The sequence below is a fragment of the Roseivirga thermotolerans genome (assembly GCF_014653175.1).
Taxonomy (GTDB): Bacteria; Bacteroidota; Bacteroidia; order Cytophagales; family Cyclobacteriaceae; genus Roseivirga; species Roseivirga thermotolerans.
In genome coordinates, this window is the sequence record NZ_BNAG01000003.1 from 1 (window position 1) to 16,188 (window position 16,188).

A 16,188-nucleotide genomic window follows, 5' to 3' on the forward strand; every position below is an offset into this window, starting at 1 on the left:
TGGTACTGCCCTTACAGGTGGGAGAGTAGGTCGCTGCCGATCTTATTATAGGGATCCTTATCAAAGGGTCCCTTTTTTTATGCCCTTATTTTTTAAACATACCCTATCTCAACTCCATATCCCACTCACACTATATAAACCCGCTTATACTTCTTGTCAGGCTACTTAAAAGACTAGTGTAGTAAGCATAAATTATTTCGCTAGTTTGCGTTCACTACTAGTAATAGAAAAGTAGCATATGAATGCTCAGCTTATATTTTTGGCTCCAAATGTGTTGTTTGGGTTGTTTGCCATATTGATACCTGTCATAATTCACCTTTTTAATCTTAGGAGAACGAAGAGACAGTACTTTCCAAATGTTTCCTTTTTAAAGAAAGTGAAGGAGGAGAGTTCGGCTAAGAGAAAGCCGGTAGAGTTGCTGATATTGGTGTGTAGAATATTAGCTGTTTCACTATTAGTGCTTGCCTTTGCCAGGCCAACACTGAAGGATGGAGATGATGATTTGGCCCTTCAAGAGAGGGTTATACTATACTTAGATAATTCTTTGAGCCTGTCCGGTACGGATAGTGAATATGACTTTAACCGGCTGGTTAGGGAGGCATCGGATGTTATTTTGGCCTATCCGGATGGCACCTCCTTTCATCTCCTGGAAAATGGCTATGGAAACTCTCTGGGTCTAGAATATTCCAAGGAGTCTGTTTCTGAACAGCTGACTGAGTTGGAGCAGATTGAAGCCGATAGAACCTTGTCAGAAGTTGGGACACGAATTAGTGCAGCAGGGTTAAGAGGGGATATTTATCTCTTTTCTGATTTTCAGAATAAGTTTGATTTTGAAGCTATCCGTATGGACACAAGTAATAACTATTATATAGTGCCCATAATACCTGAAGAAGTCTCTAATGTATATATAGATACCGCTTATTTGGAGAACACCTTTCTTTCAGGTTCTTTTTCTAATTTGTTAAAACTTAAGGTTAGAAGAAACTACAGGGATGAGCAGGTAGTTAACCTGAAGCTAAATATTGATGGACAGCTTTTTGGGACTGCCGAAATAGATTTTGGTAATCAGTTAATTCAAGATCATGAGTTTCAGATTCCACAAGGAACGGCAGGTCTTGAGCGTGTTCTGGTAGAGATTGATGATTCAGGTCTACTCTTCGATAATTCTTTTTATCTATCGATTAATGCTCTAGATAAGATCAAAGTAATTGAGATTTTTGACTCATCTTCTCCTTCGTTTATACAGGCACTTTATAGCGAGAACGAAATGTTTGACTTTGTTAGAATGGACTCACGCTTTCTGGATAACGAAGTTTTATCTTCTGCTAACCTAATTGTTGTTAATCAGCTGACTGAATTTTCAAATCAGTTGGTGAACGCTCTAGAAAATCGATTGAATGAAGGGGGCAGCGTAATAGTTGTGCCTGATAGGAATACCAGGTCTAGTGATCTTTCACGCTTAGGAATACAAGTTGTTTCAGATATTGCCGAAAGAGTTGAACTGAATCAGCCGGATTTTGAGAACCCGATATTTGATGGAGTGTTCGAGGAGCCCGATGAGCGTATTGAGATGCCAGAAGCTTCTGTGTCATGGCGGTTACTTAATAGCGAGCTGGACTATCTAACGTTTAAGAACGGAAGAAGCTTTTTGGCCAAGGTGAGCCGAACGGGCAATTTGTTTTTCTATACTTCTCCTTTTAACGAAAGTTATACCTCTTATACTAACCATGCTCTTTTTGTACCGGTGATGTATAAGCTGGCACTTGGTAGCCAGGCCAGCCTGTCGAAGGTTTACTATTATTCCGACCAGGAGACCATCTTTTATCCAAACCAGGATGAGCTTATTGGCAAGGTGGTGACTTTTGAGGGGCAAGATGGTGCAATTACTCCTGACCAGAGGATGCTTGGTGGACAAATTATTTTTGAGATTCCGAAAGGTGTTGTTCGGTCGGGGCACTATTCGATTACGGTTGAAGGGGAATCTTATGGTACCATAGCCTTTAATGTGCCTAAATCGGAATCGAATATCTCTCCAATTGACAGACAAGTTTTGACTGAACTAAATCGTTACGACCATATAACGGTAATCGACCTCAATGAGGAGAACTCAGCCTCACGCTTTTTAGAGGCTGGAGTGGTGGGCAAGTCTTTATGGGCTCAACTCTTAATTGCCGCACTGTTTTTTCTTTTTGCAGAAATAATTTTAATCCGATATTTGTAGCATGGAGTTTCTAATCCGTTCCGCTCAAATAATCGACAAATCTTCTTCTTTTCACCTTCAGCATAAAGACCTTCTCATTAGCAATGGCATCATTAAAACAATTGCCGATAATATTGAGTATGAAGGCCAAATTATTGAAGCTGATGGTCTTTGTGTTTCTATTGGCTGGATGGACATGCGAGCGCACTATCAAGATCCGGGAAATGAACACAAAGAAGACCTGGAATCAGGAGCTGCGGTATCAGCTTCAGGAGGCTTTACTGACGTGCTTCTTTTGCCAAATACCTCACCTGTGATTAGCTCAAAAAATGCTGTTTCATATTATCATAAGTGGAATAAGAGTTCGGCTGTGCAACTGCACCCAATGGCCGCTCTTACATTGGGTTGTGAAGGCAAGGAATTGACTGAAATGATCGATTTGCACACTGCAGGAGCCCAAGCTTTTAGTGATGGGTTGCGTCCTGTATGGCATTCGGACATCATGCTCAAAGGCTTACAATATCTTCAGAAGTTTAACGGTTTGCTGATTAACAAAGCAGAAGATGAAATGCTTTCTTCCTTTGGACATATGAATGAAGGTAAAGTGAGCACATTGATGGGCCTTAAAGGTATACCTGTTCTTGCTGAAACGCTTATGATTCAAAGAGATTTGAATCTGTTGGAGTATACAGGGGGGAGACTACACATTAGTTTGGTTTCTTCGGGTGAAGGCCTGGAGTTGATTAGAGTGGCTAAGAAAAAAGGGTTGAACGTGACTTGTGATGTAGGGGTAAACTACCTGAAGTTTACGGATGAAGACTTGCAAGACTATGACACCTCTCTTAAAGTGAGCCCTCCATACAGGACAGAAACAGACCGTATGGCCTTGTTAGACGGAATATTGGATGGAACGGTAGACTGTTTGGTGTCTGACCACATTCCTCATGATGAGGAGAGTAAAAAACTGGAGTTTGACTTGGCCGATTTCGGATCGAGCAATCAACAAACCTTTTTTGGGGTTGTAAGTGAGGCTTTGGGAGATTCTTTATTTGACTCCATAGAACTCTTTACGTCAAAGCCTAGAAAGTTACTACAACTGAGAGTGCCCCAGATCAAAGAAGGGGAGAGTGCCTGTCTTACTCTTTTCAACAATGACGAATGGACAATGAATGACCATACAAATAAGTCAAAATCGGTTGCTTCACCTTTATTTGGCCAGACTATCAAAGGCAAAGTGCTCGGGATTATCAATAATGGTCAACTTGTTTTGAACGACATATGAAAGTAAGGCCCATTATTCCCAAGCTTGGTATTCGCTACGGTATTGCCGGAGGCTTGTTGGCGGTATTGTCTTTCGTAGTCTTCTATTACTTGGACCAACAGCCCTGGAGAAACCTTGTTTCGTTCTTATTGGATATAGTAATTGTTGGTTTTTTCTGTGTGCTTCCTATACGCGAGTTCAAGGTTCGTTACAATCGAGGAGAGCTTCGGTTTTATCATGGCATGTCCATTGGTTTTTTAAGTTATGTGTTTATAGGGATTATTTATTCCCTGTTTATTATGCTGTTTGTGTTGTGGATAGAGCCCGGCTACTTTGAACTTTACAAATCTGTGCAGTTGGAGGAGATTGAAGGAATGAAAGAACTAATAATGAGTCGTGTAAAGGAAAACCCGGAGCAGTTTTATCAACAACAATTAGATGGCATTAAGGAGATAACCAAAGGTTCGCTGATTTTCGATGCCTTCGTTAAAAAGGTGATCATTGGTTTATTTTTAACACCTATTTTTTCAATTGTACTTAGAACCCAACGGCCGAAATAATTCGCTAATCCGGTTTATCTGTCGCTCAAGTAAAAACCTATGCAGTTTTATCATTTGTAGGTAAACTTGAGATAAATAAGTATTTTTCTAGATATCAACCTTATAATCAAAAATTATGGAAGAGCAAATAACAACAGGTGCTGTTGGTCGTAAATACGGTCTCATATTTGGGCTAATTAGCGCTATGATTTTTATTGGTAGTGCGGCAGCCCGGTTAGATTTAGGCTTTGCCGGTATACCAATTAGCTGGGGTGTTGTAATTACAGCATTGGTATTGGCCTGTAAGAACTTTAAGGCCGAAAATGGAGGATTCATGTCTTTTGGGCAAGGATTTTCTGTTTCCATGTGGGTTACTTTTATTGGTGGAATTGTGAGATCCGTGCTTCAGTATGTATATGTAATGATCGACCCGGATTATATGGATTTCTTGAAAGAACAGAGAGCTAATCAGTCGTTTGGTCCAGCTCCTGATCCAAATCAACCGGTGCCCGATTGGGTTGAGTTCTTTAATACGGCTGAGTTTTTGGTAATAGCCAGCATAATTTCGGCTATCTTTGCAGGCCTAATCTTTGGGGCAATTGTTGCTGCAGTTACAAAGAATGAAGCCGAAGAATTCTAGCTTGATAGATATTTCGATAGTTATACCACTCTTTAATGAAGAGGAGTCAATTCCCGAATTGATTCAATGGATAAGCCGTGTGATGGACTCACATGGCTTTTCTTATGAGGTGATTTTGGTCGATGATGGTAGTCGTGATGGGTCGTGGAAGGTGATTGAAGAGTTGAAAGGTACATACCCTATCAAGGGCATTCGATTTAACCGAAACTATGGTAAATCGGCCGCCTTAAATACGGGGTTTAGATTTGTTTCGGGCGAGGTTGTAATTACCATGGATGCCGATTTGCAAGATAGTCCGGACGAGATTCCAGAACTTTATCGTATGATTAAGGATGGGAATCATTTGGTGTCGGGCTGGAAAAGGAAGCGTCATGACCCCATCAGCAAAACAGTGCCATCTAAGTTTTTCAACTGGGTTACTCGCATACTCTCAGGTATTCGTCTTCACGATTTTAACTGTGGGCTTAAGGCCTATGATTATCGATTGGTCAAAACACTGGAGATATACGGAGAAATGCACCGCTATATTCCGGTAATAGCCAAGCGTAATGGCTTTGAAAAGATAACCGAGAAAGAAGTAGTGCACAGAGCGCGTAAATATGGAAAGACCAAGTTTGGTTTGGAAAGGTTTATTTACGGGTTTCTCGATTTGCTCTCCATTTCATTTGTAAGCAAGTATAAGAAACGCCCAATGCATTTCTTTGGTACCCTTGGTACATTGTCTTTTCTAGCCGGTTTTTTCATGGTGCTATGGATTATATGGGAGAAGCTTAGGGCAATTTATATTATCCATACAACAGACTACAGAGATGTAGTTGAACAACCGTTGTTCTTTTTATCGCTGGCGGCCATTATAATTGGTGTACAGCTTTTTTTGGCCGGGTTTATTGGAGAAATGATGGTTATGAACAACCATCGTAAAAACGACTACATCATAGACCAAACCATAGGGGTTGAGTAATGCACTATTATTCTGTGATCGTTCCGGTATATAACCGTCCGGATGAGGTTAAAGAGCTTTTAGACTCGCTCGTTCAACAAACCTATAAGAACTTTGAAGTAATCCTTGTAGAAGACGGTTCAACTAAGACTTGTAAATCCGTGGCGGACTCTTTTTCGGATACGCTCAGGGTACGGTATTATTTTAAAGAGAACAGCGGGCAAGGCTTTAGTCGAAACTTTGGTTTTGATAAGGCTGTGGGCGATTACCTTATTGTTTTTGACTCTGACTGCATTGTGCCACCACACTATTTTGATGCGGTTAATCGCTTTTTAGAAAAACAGCCGGCAGATGCTTTTGGAGGACCGGATAAAACCCACACCTCGTTCAGTAGTTTACAGAAAGCAATTAGCTATTCCATGACCTCCGTTCTAACTACAGGAGGAATTCGAGGGAATAAGAAACATGTAGGAACATTTCATCCTCGCAGTTTCAACATGGGTATTTCCCGTAAGGTTTACGATACCACGGGTGGCTATAAAATAACCCGGATGGGCGAAGATATTGAGTTTAGTATAAGAATACTCCAGTCAGGCTTTAAGGCGTCACTTATTCCAGAGGCCTATGTATATCATAAAAGAAGAACAAGCCTAAGCCAATTTTACAAGCAGTTACATTTTTTTGGAAGAGCCAGAGTCAATGTAAACCGCTTTTGGCCCGGAGAAATGAAGTTAATTCACCTGTTGCCACTCTTTTTTGTGCTTATAATTTATGGATGGTTCTCCACGCTGTTCTACTCACAGAGCCTGTTTAAACTTGGGGCATTTGTTCTGATGTTTTACTATCTGGCCATATTCTTACATAGTGTTGTAAAGAACAAAAGTCTTAGAGTGGGGGTGCTTAGTATTGTTACCTCATTCATTCAGCTATATGCTTATGGAATGGGGATAGTTGCAGAAGTGATAAGGCCTAGAGGAAATCAGTTTTTTGCACAGAAATAAATAATCTCATTAGCTGGGAGCGCATAGCGCCTTACCATTTCATTTGGCAGTTCCATTACAAAACGATCTTCTTTTACCGTAAACCCTGCCTTTTGGAGGCGTTGGCCGTAGTCAAGGCCATAGAGTCTTACGTGGTCGGCCTGCCAATATACCTTTTCACGTTCTTTGGGGTCGGTAATGTTGGGATCTTCGAGCGTTGTAGAGCGGCTATAATCTTGTGGAGATTGAATGATGGCCCAGCCTCCCTTTTTTAATACACGATGAATCTCAGACATGGCCTTGATGTCATCTTCTACGTGTTCCATTACATGATTACAAAAAACCACATCGAAGGTATTGTCTTCAAAGGGAATATCATGAACGTCCATCTTTACATCGGCCAGTGGAGATTCCAGGTCGGCAGTGGTGTATTCCAGGTTCTCCATTGATTTAAAGCGATCTATAAAGCAAAGCTCCGGAGCTATATGAAGCAACTTATGAGGAGCGTTAAAAAAACTGGTTCTTTCTTTAAGATAGAGCCACATGAGTCTGTGCCGTTCCAGCGAAAGAGAGTCCGGGCACAAGGCATTGGGTCTTGGGTTTAGCCGGCCATAAGGAAGAAACTTTCGGTATTTTATTTCGCAAATAGGGCACTCCACATTATTGCCGCGCATAAAGAGACTCACAAATCGGAGAATATAATGGCTGAAGTATTGCAGATACCTGCGTGGTACAAACCTTAGGGTTAAACTTATGAGCTTCTTCATGGTCTAAGTTTCGTCAAAGATAGAAATCAATACTTTTTGGCCTAAGTCCATCCAAACATTGATGCTTCAAATAATGAGGCTTATTTACCGCTCCTATAAATGGGTAAATTTTTATTAAACCATTAAACCCTTTAAAACATCTAAAAATATGAGCCTTTGGCAATCTGTGGTGTTGAACAAATAAAAAAGGAGGCAGTTTACACCATAGCTTGTTAAAAGCTGTAAAAGGCGCACTTTCTAATTATTTTAGAGGTGCTAAAGTTTTTTAGGTGGATGAAAATCCAGCAAGAATAAACATAATTTCGCCAACATATTTTAAGTAGAGACAAAAGAGTCATGAAAAAGAAACTCACCATTTTCGCCTTAGTTGTAGTAACAGCCATTATTGTTGCTGCCACAGTGTTCAATCCCTCTTCGGCAGAAGAAGGTCCTGCGCTGTTCGCAACAGCAGAAAAAGGCTCCTTTACTGTAGAGGTTACGACAACCGGTGAATTATCCGCTGAAAGGTCGACCAAAATCATGGGACCAATAAATGCCAGAGAGTATGGTATTCGCCAAATTACAGTTCAGCGATTAGTAGAAGAAGGCACCCAGGTTCAAGAAGGCGACTTTGTGGCCCAATTAGACCCTAGTGAGCTATATGATAAAATCCAGCAAGAGAAAGAACAGCTGGATGCTCAAATTGCCGAGTTCGATAACGCCAAAATCGATACTGCACTAACTCTTAGAAGTGAGCGCGATAAACTTATTAATCTGGACTATCAGATTGAAGAGAAGCAATTGCAACTTGAGCAATCGCAGTATGAACCACCGGCCACCATCAAGAAATATGAGAATGAGTTAGAAAAGCTTAAGCGCGATAAAGACCGGGCGCTGGAAGAATATCAACTCAAAATTCAGCAGGCCAAAGCAAAGATGATTGAAGAGACGGCCGATTTGAGAAGACGTCAGTCGCGCTATGATAATATGCAAAAGGTATTGGAAGATTTCCGAATACTGGCTCCTCAGGCCGGAATGGTTATCTATACCAAAATGGGAAGCGAACGAATTGTTGAGGGCTCACAAATAAATGTTTGGAACCCAGAAGTAGCCGAGTTGCCCGACCTTTCCAGCATGATTTCTACAACATACATCAACGAGGTAGATATCAGAAAAGTAAAAGTGGGACAAGAAGTTCAAATTGGTTTGGACGCTTTTCCTGAAAAGAAATTAACCGGACGTGTAATCAGAGTTGCCCGAGTTGGACAACAAAATCCTAACTCTGACGCCAAGGTATTTGAAGTTGTGGTAAGGGTAAACGAAAGAGACAGCGACCTCAGACCAGCCATGACAACCAGCAATGTTATTATCACTCAGAAGCTCACAGATGTGGTATACGTACCATTGGAATGTCTTAATACCTACAATGACTCCATTAACTACGTGATCAAAAAGAATGGCACCTTGCAAGAAGTGCTAGTGGGGCTAACCAATAGCAACGAAGCTGTTATTGAGAAGGGTGTTGAGCCGGGCGAGGTATTATACCTAAGTCGTCCTGACAACATTGAGGGTAAAGAACCTAAGTTATTGCCTGAGTTGAATGGCAAGAGAAATCAGAAATACGAGACTACAGATCCTGAAAACTCTTTGGACGATGCCTCTAAATGGGTGTTGCCTAATGGAGAGCCAATGTCTCCCGAAATGATTCAACGATTGAAAGACCGGGGAATAACAGACCCATCTCAACTGCAAAACATGATGAGAGGTGGTCAGCGCCCTCAAGGCGGTTCTTCAGGTAGAGAAGGTGCCGCCCGATCAGGACAGCCTAACCGATAAGCCCCAAAACTCTAAATCGCATGAATAAAAAGAGTTTACTTTCCAATTTCTACATTGCCTTAGAAGCAGTGTTGGCCAATCAGGTGCGATCGCTTCTGACAGCGTTGGGTATCATTTTCGGGGTAGCAGCAGTTATTGCCATGCTAGCGATTGGAAATGGTGCGCAGAACGAAATCCTGGAGCAGATCGAATTGGTGGGAGTCAATAATATTATTGTACAACCCAACATAGAGCAGGTAGAACAAAAGTTGGGCGAGTCGGACGATGAAGACAAAAAGAAGTTTTCTCCCGGACTTAAATTACTCGATGTAGAGAGCATTGAAAATACCATTCCCGGTGTTAAGAAACTCAGCCCTGAGATTCTTTTAGAGACTTATATTATTAAAAACGGGATCAGAAGAAGCTCTAAGTTGGTAGGTGTTGAACCTGCTTATTTTGAGGTGGCCAATTTTGAGTTGCTCGATGGCGAAATGTTCAACGAGAAACAGCTTAGGCTCGGAATGCCTGTTTGCATTATTGGAAAAGGCATTGCTTCCAAGTTTTTTCCTCGCGAAAACCCCATCGGACAGCAAATCAAAGTGGGGAACCAATGGTTAAAAGTGATTGGTGTACTCAAGGAGCGTTTTATTTCTGAAAAGGCCATTAACAACCTCGGAATTCGAGATTATAACATGGATGTTTATACACCTATTCAAACGGTGCTCATTCGTTACATCAACCGCGACTTGGTAACCGGCTCCGGTTTAAAGAAAAGCTTTGGATCAAGCATTCAAATTTTTGGCGGCTTCCGAGGTATGATTTCTATTTCAGGTGGGGGAAACGATTCGTCTAATGACAAACCAAAGAATTATCATCAGATTGACCGTTTGGTAGTGCAGGTAGAAGAGTCTGCTAAACTCAACCCTACAGCCGATGTTCTGGCGCGTATGTTAGAGCGTAGGCACTATGGTGTGGTAGACTTTGAAATCACTATTCCGGAATTACTACTTAAGCAACAACAGCGAACTCAAAATATATTCAATATTGTATTGGCGGCTATTGCAGCTATATCATTGCTAGTTGGTGGTATCGGTATTATGAATATTATGTTAGCTTCTGTAATGGAACGTATAAAAGAGATTGGGCTAAGGCTTGCCATTGGTGCAAAGTCTTCAGACATTGTTATGCAGTTCTTGTTCGAAGCCGTTATGATTTCTATTACTGGTGGTATTGTTGGCGTTATTCTCGGAATAGGTTTGGCCTATGCTGTATCTAATTTGGCCGATTTCCCTACCGCTATAAGTTTTACTTCAATTGTGATTTCATTCGGTGTAGCAGCAACAGTTGGTCTAATCTTCGGAATTACTCCTGCGCGCAGAGCTGCAAGTCAAGATCCTATTACTTCGTTAAGACACGAATAACCACATTAACACTATGAAAAAGGTCATTTATTTACTTCTATCATTTTTTTGCCTGACGGGAATAGCATTATCTCAAGAGGTAAAAGTACTAACCCTTGAGGAAACGATTCGTTTGGCAAGGGAAAACTCAAGAAATGCCAAACAAGCAGAGACATCTAGAACTTTAGGGTACTGGAGTTATCAGGTTTATAAGTCTCAGCTTAGGCCACAGCTGCTACTTACAGGAAACTTGCCCAACTATGTAAATAGAGCCACACCTATTGTTCAAGAGGATGGTTCGGTGCAATACAGAACGGTTAACCAGAATACTTCCGATCTGTCGTTGGGTTTACAGCAGGTATTACCCTGGACCAATACCACGGTCTCGTTCGAAACCAATTTAGCTAGGTTTGATAATTATGCACTATTGGGCCCCAATGACCCGAAAACACTGTATCAAGGTGACCCAGTGGGCCTGACCATCAGACAACCGCTCTTTAATGTAAACCCATTCAAGTGGGACAGGTTGACTCAGCCTTTAGAGTACGAACAATCCAAGAAAAGCTATGTGCAGGACATGGAAGAGACTTCGAGAATTGCTGCACAATTCTTTTTTAGATTGCTGGTTGAGCAGAAAAACCTGGAAATTGCCATTCAGAATGAGCAATCGAACGACACTATTTATAGAATTGAACAAGGTAGATATAACATTGGTACATCTACGGAAGACCAACTGCTTCAAACAGAATTGAACCTGTTGACTGCTCAGGCTGAAGCTCAGCAGGCAAGGCTGGATGTTCAATCTTTTTCCTTGGAGTTAAGAAACTTTATAGGATTAAGAGATGATGTAAGACTAGAGCTGGTTCCTCCCTCAGATGTTCCGGAGTTTAGCATCGATTATGAAGAGGCACTGCAATATGCCAAAGACAATAGGGCTGAATGGATTGAGTTTCAATTGCAAAGACTGGAGGCCGAGCGGCAGGTGGCCGATGCCAGAGCCAGACGCTTTTCAGCCGATTTAATAGCGCAGTTTGGTTATAACAGTGCCCAGGTAAATTCATTGAGTGGTGTTTATGATGGTGCCAATGTGGCTACCGGTTCAAGGGTTTCTTTAACGTTCTCGCTGCCTATTTTAGATGGAGGTAGAAATAAGGCTAGAATGAATCAGGCTCGAGCCAGACAGGCAAATACTGAGTTTACCGTAGAGCAAAATGAGATTAACTTTGAGCAGGAGATTGCCAACGCGGTAAGAAACTTTGACCAAATTAGAAGTCAAATCGATATTGCAGAAAAAAGGCAAGAAATAGCTCTTAAAGGATTTGAAATTACTAATGGTCGTTACTTGGCCGGTAAAGTAGGCATTCTGGAACTCAACAATGCTCGTGAAACTAAAGACGCTGCCGTAAGAAATTACATTAGTGCCCTTCAGCAATATTGGGTAGCCTATTATGAATTGAGATCACTTACCCTATATGATTTCAGAAACAGGGAGATACTCTATAACCCACTTTTGGAGTATGATCCTAAAACGGATTCTGTGATTGAAATATCAAGAGACTAAAAAAATCGTGTACTAGGTTTTTGAACCCCGGAGCAATTGCTCCGGGGTTTCTTATTTTAAAGGCCCGTGTAGTTAAATGGGCTTATAGACAGGAGCTCTTGCTTAACTGCCTCATTAACCTCCAGCGTTCCTATAAACTCTTTGATTGTTACTTCAGTAATCTTAGAGTTAGTTCGTGTAAGGCCTTTCAGTGCCTCGTATGGTTTGGGGTAGCCCTCTCTTCTAAGAATGGTCTGAATGGCCTCAGCTACAACGGCCCAATTTTCTTCTAAATCGGCATCAATAGCAGCCTGATTCAGTTCTAGTTTATTAATTCCTTTTACCAGCGATTTAAGCCCTATGAGCATATGTCCTAAAGGCACACCAATATTCCTTAGTACCGTTGAGTCCGTCAGGTCTCTTTGCAGTCTTGATATAGGCAACTTGGCCGAAAGATGCTCGAACAAGGCATTGGCAATACCAAAATTACCTTCCGCATTCTCAAAGTCAATCGGGTTTACCTTATGAGGCATGGCCGAAGACCCCACCTCCCCTGCTTTTATTTTCTGCTTAAAGTAGTTCATTGAAACGTATTGCCACACATCCCTCGAAAAGTCTATCAGGATTGTGTTGATTCGCTTCAGGGCATCAAAGAGTGCAGCCAGGTGGTCGTAATGTTCAATTTGAGTGGTGGGATGGCTTCTTTGCAACCCCAGGTATTCCTTCACAAAATGGTCGCCAAATGCAATCCAGTCAGTTTGCGGATAAGCCACATGGTGTGCATTGAAGTTGCCTGTAGCCCCGCCAAACTTAGCTGCAAAAGGAATATCTCCCAAATACACCAGCTGCTCATCTACTCGAGTGGAGAATACCGCCATTTCTTTGCCCAAGCGTGTGGGTGATGCCGGCTGCCCATGAGTTTTGGCCAACATGGATACATGCTTCCATTGGTCGGCCATTTGTTTAATAAGCTCGTTTACCTCCACAATGGCTGGTTCAAGTACTTCATGTAGCCCTCTTTTCAAAGAAAGTGGAATGGAGGTGTTGTTAATGTCTTGAGAGGTAAGTCCAAAGTGAATGAACTCTTTCACATCGTTCAGCCCTAATTTGTCGAACTCTTCTTTCAGAAAGTACTCAACCGCTTTTACGTCATGGTTGGTCGTTTTCTCAATTTCTTTTATTCTACCCGCATCCTCCAAACTAAACGATCGGTAAATATCTCTGAGGTTTTCAAAAACAGACTCATCTACTGAACTTAGCTGAGGAAGAGGTATTTCGCAGAGCGCAATAAAGTACTCAACTTCAACCTCCACTCTGTATTTAATGAGCGCATACTCCGAATAATAGTTGGCAAACTCGCTGGTCACTCTTCGGTATCTACCGTCAACTGGTGCTATGGCCGTTAGGCTACTTAATTCCATGAAAGACTATGGTTTTTTTAGGAAAGCGCAAAGATACGAAATCCCATCACTGAGGCCTCAAAATTGAAGGGCAATGTCATCGATTTGCTTCATTTCTAGTTTATTAGTCAGTACTTTTGCCCAGAAAATTAAACCCTTACGCTTACTTTGGGTTTTTTAGTAAACTAAGCATCCTATAAGCGGAAATAAATTAACGATATGGCATTTGGCTTATTTAAGAAGACAAAAGAGAAAGTAGAAAAGCAAGACACCGGTATTATACAGTTAACGGTAAAAGAAGTGGTTAGAGAAACCAAAGAGGCTGTCTCTATTCACTTTGAGCATCCGGCTGGCGGACCTATTGAATATAAAGCAGGACAGTTCTTTACCATTATTGTAGAGGTAGATGGTAAGGAAGAGCGAAGGGCATATTCGGTTTGTTCGTCTCCATTTGTAGATGAATATCCCGCAGTGGCGGTAAAAAGGGTAGAAGGGGGTAAGGTATCGAATTATCTCAATGAGAAAGTCAAAGCGGGAGATACCCTTAAAGTGATGAAGCCACTAGGTAATTTCACCACAGATTTTTCTTCCACCAACCAGCGTAATATCGTACTCATAGGCGGTGGTAGTGGAATTACTCCGCTCATGTCTTTGGCTAAGTCTACTCTCAGCCAGGAGCCAGCTTCAAGGGTTACACTACTTTATGCCAATAGGGATGAAGAGAACATAATCTTTAAGAAAGAAATTGAAGAGCTGGCCAAAGAAGATCAGTTTGAGGTTGTACATGTACTTGAAAATAATGGTTCAGGCTATGGACAACATGAAGGTTACCTGAGTGAGCCTATCATAGAGCAGGTAAAAAATGAACTCAAAGATGAGAGTGCAGAGTACTTTATTTGCGGGCCAACACCCATGATGGATATAGCCGTATCGGCACTGAGCAACCTTGGGGTTCCGCAAGATTTGATAAGGAAAGAAAGTTTTACATCCGATAGTAAAAGTGAAGCCACAGAAAGCTCTTCCGATGAAGTAATAGCCAGAGAGGTAACCATTATTTACGATGGAGAGGAGTATAAGTACACTGTTCAGCCCAACGAAACAATTCTAGAAAAAGGGCTAGATGAAGATATAGATCTGCCATTTTCTTGTCAAAGTGGACTTTGTACTGCCTGTAGAGGAAAGTGTCTGTCTGGTAAAGTGAAGATGGATGAGGACGAAGGGCTTTCTCAGGCCGAGTTGGACGAAGGCTACGTGCTGCCATGTGTGAGTCATCCGCTTACAGACGGTGTAGTCATTGAAATTGGGTAGAAGTATGCTATAACTTGCCCATGAGCTTCTGTTAGAAAAAACCGATTGGAGTAGTACATTTCTTTGCTTCAATCGGTTTTTTTTGTCCTCCGGCCGGCCAAGTGGAAAACCTTAGTCGTTGCCTTTCTGTTCAATATTCAGTAACTCTGAATATGGATACGGTATTAACTCCCCCTACGCCTCAAACTCTAGCGAAACAATTTAAGGAGGTTCGCGACTTAAGCTTAGAAATTTGCGAACCATTGCAGCCGGAAGATTTTGTGGTTCAGCCTGTAGTCGATGTAAGTCCGCCTAAGTGGCATCTGGCTCATACTACCTGGTTTTTCGAGGTGTTTCTACTCAATAAGTTCCTGCCTGGCTATAAACTATTCAATAAAGACTACCCATTCCTTTTCAATAGCTATTATGAAAACGAGGGAGAGCGTTGGATTAGGTCTGAGCGAGGAGCACTATCGAGACCTGCTGTCAACGAAATTAAAGCCTACAGAGCCTATGTGGACGAGCACATGGAAAAGCTTCTTCAGGAACCACTTACGCCAGAACAAACACATATTTTTGAAATAGGGCTTAACCACGAACAACAGCATCAGGAACTTCTGGTGTATGACATTAAGCACATATTGGGCATAAATCCGCTATTTCCTGTATACAAGGAAAAAGTAAAGCCCCGCTATCAGCCTAATTTGAGTAGCAAATGGCTCACCGTGGAGGAAGGGGTTTATAAAATGGGTTATGCAGGCCAGCAGTTCCATTTCGACAACGAAGAGGGCGAGCATCAGGTCTTTCTTCATGCCTATGAAATACAAGACAGGCTCATAACCAACGGAGAGTTTATGGAATTCATAAATGCGGGGGCTTATCAGGACTTCAATCTTTGGCTCATGGAGGGGCACGAATGGGTGAAAAAGGAAAATATACGTGCGCCCTTTTACTGGATGAAGGAAGGCAAGGAGTGGTATCACTTTACTCTTTCTGGCAAAGAGCGGGTAAACCCTGAAGAACCCGTTACTCACATAAGTTTCTATGAAGCTGATGCATTTGCCAAGTGGAAAGGCATGCGATTGCCAACTGAGCAGGAGTGGGAAGTGGCTTGCAGAATGTATTCCCCCCAAATTCCGGAAGAGGCCAACCTTATGGATTGCCGCAACTTTAGAACTATGCCTCGAAAAGGGAATAATCCTCAATTTTATGGAGATGTCTGGGAATGGACCAATTCGTCATATTTGCCTTATCCATACTACAAAAAGGTAGAAGGAGCCCTGGGAGAGTATAATGGCAAGTTTATGGTCAATCAAATGGTGTTGAGAGGAGGTTCTTTTGCCACTATGAAGAACCACATTAGGCCATCATACCGAAACTTCTTTCACCCCAATTTACGTTGGCACTTCACAGGCTTTAGACTAGCACAACACATATAAA

13 protein-coding genes are annotated in these 16,188 nt (G+C 41.8%); 11 read left to right on the forward strand and 2 right to left on the reverse strand.

The features are described 5' to 3' along the window. Positions 1 to 238: 238 nt before the first annotated feature. From IE164_RS09855 to IE164_RS09880, 6 genes are all read left to right on the forward strand, one after another. Positions 239 to 2,221, forward strand: coding sequence for a BatA domain-containing protein (locus IE164_RS09855; protein WP_189630074.1), 1,983 nt, complete (start codon positions 239 to 241; stop codon positions 2,219 to 2,221). Position 2,222: 1 nt separating this feature from the next. After that, entirely contained in the window at positions 2,223 to 3,482 is a 1,260-nt protein-coding gene (locus tag IE164_RS09860; RefSeq protein WP_189630075.1) for a dihydroorotase, read from the forward strand. Continuing rightward, positions 3,479 to 4,021, forward strand: coding sequence for a DUF4199 domain-containing protein (locus tag IE164_RS09865; protein WP_189630076.1), 543 nt, complete (start codon positions 3,479 to 3,481; stop codon positions 4,019 to 4,021). The genes IE164_RS09860 and IE164_RS09865 overlap by 4 nt, the downstream gene beginning before the upstream one ends. Before the next feature lie 115 nt (positions 4,022 to 4,136). Next, positions 4,137 to 4,640 (forward strand): DUF4199 domain-containing protein, encoded by a 504-nt coding sequence (locus IE164_RS09870; protein ID WP_189630077.1) that lies wholly within the window; start codon positions 4,137 to 4,139, stop codon positions 4,638 to 4,640. Further along, positions 4,621 to 5,601 carry a glycosyltransferase family 2 protein gene (locus IE164_RS09875; RefSeq protein ID WP_229838625.1) on the forward strand — a complete coding sequence of 327 codons (981 nt, stop codon included), beginning with the start codon at positions 4,621 to 4,623 and terminating at the stop codon, positions 5,599 to 5,601. Before IE164_RS09870 ends, IE164_RS09875 begins: the two co-directional genes overlap by 20 nt. Further along, a complete protein-coding gene (locus tag IE164_RS09880) occupies positions 5,601 to 6,581 on the forward strand; it encodes a glycosyltransferase family 2 protein (RefSeq protein ID WP_189630078.1) in 981 nt (326 codons plus the stop codon). Before IE164_RS09875 ends, IE164_RS09880 begins: the two co-directional genes overlap by 1 nt. Here the strand turns inward: IE164_RS09880 and IE164_RS09885 are convergent. Beyond that, entirely contained in the window at positions 6,560 to 7,327 is a 768-nt protein-coding gene (locus tag IE164_RS09885; RefSeq protein ID WP_189630079.1) for a class I SAM-dependent methyltransferase, read from the reverse strand. The two genes, IE164_RS09880 and IE164_RS09885, sit on opposite strands and share 22 nt — an antisense overlap. 336 nt (positions 7,328 to 7,663) lie before the next feature. On the opposite strand from IE164_RS09885, the gene IE164_RS09890 reads away from it, so the two are divergent. Genes IE164_RS09890 through IE164_RS09900 form a run of 3 tightly spaced genes read left to right on the forward strand, consistent with a single transcriptional unit; the run spans position 7,664 to position 12,082 of the window. After that, positions 7,664 to 9,142: an efflux RND transporter periplasmic adaptor subunit gene (locus IE164_RS09890; protein ID WP_189630080.1), complete on the forward strand. Its 1,479-nt coding sequence runs from the start codon at positions 7,664 to 7,666 to the stop codon at positions 9,140 to 9,142. Between the two features lie 20 nt (positions 9,143 to 9,162). Beyond that, positions 9,163 to 10,542 carry an ABC transporter permease gene (locus IE164_RS09895; RefSeq protein WP_189630081.1) on the forward strand — a complete coding sequence of 460 codons (1,380 nt, stop codon included), beginning with the start codon at positions 9,163 to 9,165 and terminating at the stop codon, positions 10,540 to 10,542. A gap of 13 nt (positions 10,543 to 10,555) precedes the next feature. Further along, positions 10,556 to 12,082 (forward strand): TolC family protein, encoded by a 1,527-nt coding sequence (locus IE164_RS09900; protein WP_189630082.1) that lies wholly within the window; start codon positions 10,556 to 10,558, stop codon positions 12,080 to 12,082. Positions 12,083 to 12,138: 56 nt separating this feature from the next. Here the strand turns inward: IE164_RS09900 and purB are convergent, their stop codons facing one another. Beyond that, entirely contained in the window at positions 12,139 to 13,482 is a 1,344-nt protein-coding gene (gene purB / locus IE164_RS09905; protein WP_189630083.1) for an adenylosuccinate lyase, read from the reverse strand. Between the two features lie 198 nt (positions 13,483 to 13,680). On the opposite strand from purB, the gene IE164_RS09910 reads away from it, so the two are divergent. Continuing rightward, a complete protein-coding gene (locus IE164_RS09910; RefSeq protein ID WP_189630084.1) occupies positions 13,681 to 14,769 on the forward strand; it encodes a ferredoxin--NADP reductase in 1,089 nt (362 codons plus the stop codon). Between the two features lie 152 nt (positions 14,770 to 14,921). Then, the gene (gene egtB, locus IE164_RS09915; RefSeq protein WP_189630085.1) at positions 14,922 to 16,187 is read left to right on the forward strand and encodes an ergothioneine biosynthesis protein EgtB; all 1,266 of its coding nucleotides are present in this window, start codon (positions 14,922 to 14,924) and stop codon (positions 16,185 to 16,187) included. The last annotated feature ends 1 nt before the right edge of the window (position 16,188 follow it).